This window comes from uncultured Escherichia sp., assembly GCF_948475835.1.
Taxonomy (GTDB): domain Bacteria; phylum Pseudomonadota; class Gammaproteobacteria; order Enterobacterales; family Enterobacteriaceae; genus ECMA0423.
The window spans coordinates 1-3,640 of record NZ_CAOLGM010000216.1 but is presented as its reverse complement, the minus strand read 5'-3'; the positions used below and the strand labels follow the sequence as shown (position 1 = coordinate 3,640).

Genomic DNA, 3,640 nt, shown 5'->3' with positions numbered 1-3,640 from the left:
CTATAGGACTGAATCCATTCAGCTAATACAAAATAAAATCGTTAATTAATAAAATATAAAGACATGAAGTGATACAAGAGGAATTTCAGGATATGACATGACAATCATATATAATATATGCATAATTTTTTACAGCGAGTCAATGATTCCCGCGCCATATGCAGACATGGCGCGGTTTTATGCAAAAACAATCACGCGTCCGGGAACATCACGCTATGGCCCGGCGCTTCACGATGGAGATGAATAAAGTTAAGGTGCCGCTCGTACTGGTCAAGAATATCGGTGATCACCTGCTCTTTGCTGTAGTCCATCAGGTCGTTGCCCTGGCTGCCTTCTAACAGGAAGGTTTCCAGCCGGTAGTAGGTCGATTTACCGCTACGTGCGCGGTAGGTAAAGCCCGGCACCGAATATTGCTGCGGCCAAATCTGATAGACAAAGTTTTGTTCTTCGCCCATATGCACCAACAAATCCAGATGCCCCAACTGTTGTCCCTCTTCCGGCGGCAGGCTTTTTAGCTCCACGTACGCGCCGCGCAACCGCAGCTCCTGCGCCACTTCTTCCATTGCCGGGTAACAGACCGTCTCCATCATCTGTTTAGTGTAACGCGTGCCCGGATAATTCATCAGGCGCGAGAGACGTTTTTTCCAGCTCAGGCGATCCTGAAGCCCCAGCGGTCGCGGCGCGGTATCGCGGTTGGCACTTTCACGGCGGTAATCTTCTACCTTCAGAGATTTATACAACCCCGCCATCACGAAGAAGATCACAAAGCTGAACGGCAGCCCCATAATCACCGTGGTGTTTTGCAGCGCGGATATCCCGTTGGTCATCAGCATGCCGAGCGTCAGCAGGCCAATCGCCACCGACCAGAAGACGCGCAGCCAGCCGGGGGCGTCGCTGTTGATATCTTTAAGCTGCGAGGTGAAATTCCCCAGCACCAGCGCACCGGAGTCCGCCGAGGTCACATAAAACAGCAGGCCAGTAATGGTGGCGACGGAGGCGCTAAAGGTAAACGCCGGATACTGCGCCAGCAGGCTGTAGAAGCCGCGCTCCGGATGGACCATCGCTTCCTCGGCAAATGCCGCGCCGCCGTGGATGATTTCATACAGCGCGCTATTGCCGAACACCGAGAGCCATAACAGCGTGAAGGTAAACGGAATAATCAACGTGCCCAGCACGAACTGGCGAATGGTACGCCCACGCGAGATACGCGCCAGGAACAAGCCGACAAACGGCGACCATGCCACCCACCATGCCCAGAAGAAGAGCGTCCAGTTATTCATCCACTCAACTGGACGGTCGAAGGCAAAACTGTTGAGCGTCATGCCCATAAAGCGATTCACATAGTCGCCAACATTCAGCACCAGCGCATTAAGCAGGAACGAGGTGTCGCCCATAAACAATACGAACAGGATCAATCCCAGCGCCAGCGCAACGTTAAGTTCCGATAACACACGAATCCCCTTATCGACACCGGAGGTGACAGAGATCGTGGCGATTATCACCGACAAGGCGATCAGTGCCGCTTTTGCCGCCATCGAATCGGGAATATCAAACAGTACGCTCAAGCCATAGTTAAGCTGCACCACACCGATACCGAGCGTAGTGGCAATACCGAAGATGGTGCCGATCACCGCTGCAATATCCACTGAGTGCCCTATCGGCCCGTTAATCCGTTTACCGAAGATCGGGTACAGCGCCGAGCGGATGGTGAGCGGCAAATTATAACGATAGCTAAAGTATCCGAGCGCCATGCCCATCAGCGCATACATCGACCAGCCGGTTAAGCCGTAGTGAAACAGCGTCCAGACCATCGCCTGACGCGCGGCCTCAATCGTCTGTCCCGCGCCTTCCGGCGGCTGCATATACTGCGTTACCGGTTCGGCTACGGAGAAGAACATCAGGTCGATACCGATCCCGGCAGCAAACAGCATCGCCGCCCAACTCAGCAGGCTGAATTCCGGTTTGGATTGTTCTGGCCCGAGCTTCACCGAACCAAAACGCGAACAAGCGATACAGACCACAAAGACAATATAGAGCGTTGCCGCCAGTAGATAGTACCAACCGAAGGTTTTAGAAACCCAGTCCAGCGTGCGGCCAATCCACAGGGCCGAGAAGTCGCGAAACAGGATCGTTGTCAGGGAAAACAACAAAATCAGTCCGGCGGAGGTGTAAAACACCACCGGATTGATTTTGTCCTTTTCCCTGCTGTGTGAAAGGTCTGTCATCCAGTATCCCCACTGTTATTGTTACCATTTAAAATCAAATTCGTAACAATTAAGACACATTTTATATTGAACGTCCAATCAATAACCGCTTTAATAGATAAACAACGCTGATGAATGGAGTGGCGAAAATGCCCAAATTGGGGATGCAGTCGATCCGGCGCAGACAACTGATCGACGCCACACTGGAAGCAATAAATGAAGTGGGCATGCACGATGCAACGATCGCGCAGATCGCCCGCCGTGCAGGCGTTTCTACGGGGATCATCAGCCACTATTTCAGGGACAAAAATGGTCTGCTGGAAGCAACCATGCGCGATATCACCAGTCAGCTGCGTGACGCGGTTTTGAATCGATTACATGCACTTCCGCAGGGCAGTGCAGAGCAGCGATTACAGGCGATTGTTGGCGGAAACTTCGATGAAACGCAGGTGAGCAGTGCGGCGATGAAAGCCTGGCTGGCGTTCTGGGCCAGCAGTATGCATCAGCCGATGCTCTATCGTTTACAGCAGGTCAGTAGCCGCCGCTTATTGTCGAATCTGGTGAGCGAATTTCGCCGCGAGTTACCGCGCCAACAGGCACAGGAAGCGGGCTACGGCCTTGCCGCGCTGATTGACGGATTATGGCTGCGCGCGGCACTGAGCGGCAAACCGCTGGATAAACCTCTCGCACACTCGCTGACCCGTCACTTTATTACTCAGCATTTACCCACCGATTAACCGAGGAGACGTGATGTCCCGAATGGCAGAACAGCAGCTTTATATACATGGTGGTTATACCTCCGCCACCAGCGGTCGCACCTTCGAGACCATTAACCCGGCCAACGGTAACGTGCTGGCGACCGTGCAGGCCGCCGGGCGTGAGGATGTCGATCGCGCCGTGAAGAGTGCCCAACAGGGGCAAAAAATCTGGGCGGCGATGACCGCTATGGAGCGCTCGCGTATTCTGCGTCGGGCCGTTGATATTCTGCGTGAACGCAATGACGAACTCGCAAAACTGGAAACCCTCGACACCGGAAAAGCATATTCGGAAACCTCAACCGTCGATATCGTTACCGGTGCGGACGTGCTGGAGTACTACGCCGGGCTGATCCCGGCGCTGGAAGGCAGCCAGATCCCGTTGCGTGAAACGTCCTTTGTGTATACCCGCCGCGAACCGCTGGGCGTAGTGGCAGGGATTGGCGCATGGAACTACCCGATCCAGATTGCCCTGTGGAAATCCGCCCCGGCGCTGGCGGCAGGCAACGCAATGATTTTCAAACCGAGCGAAGTTACCCCGCTTACCGCGTTAAAGCTGGCTGAAATTTACAGCGAAGCGGGCCTGCCGGACGGCGTATTTAACGTGTTGCCGGGCGTGGGCGCGGAGCCCGGGCAATATCTGACCGAGCATCCGGGCATTGCCAAAGTGGCATTTACCGG

General features: G+C 54.2%; 3 protein-coding genes. 2 read left to right on the top strand and 1 reads right to left on the bottom strand.

The genetic code is table 11. The features are described from left to right. Positions 1 to 191: 191 nt before the first annotated feature. Positions 192 to 2,225, bottom strand: a complete 2,034-nt coding sequence (gene betT / locus QZF50_RS22995; RefSeq protein WP_000131044.1) for a choline BCCT transporter BetT — start codon at positions 2,223 to 2,225, stop codon at positions 192 to 194. A 128-nt stretch (positions 2,226 to 2,353) separates the two neighbouring features. Between betT and betI the strand changes: the two genes are divergently transcribed. Both betI and QZF50_RS22985 read left to right on the top strand, forming a co-directional pair. Further along, positions 2,354 to 2,941, top strand: a complete 588-nt coding sequence (gene betI / locus QZF50_RS22990) for a transcriptional regulator BetI (protein WP_001295527.1) — start codon at positions 2,354 to 2,356, stop codon at positions 2,939 to 2,941. A gap of 13 nt (positions 2,942 to 2,954) precedes the next feature. Next, on the top strand, positions 2,955 to 3,640 hold a 686-nt coding region (locus QZF50_RS22985), incomplete at its 3' end, for an aldehyde dehydrogenase family protein (protein WP_290389016.1).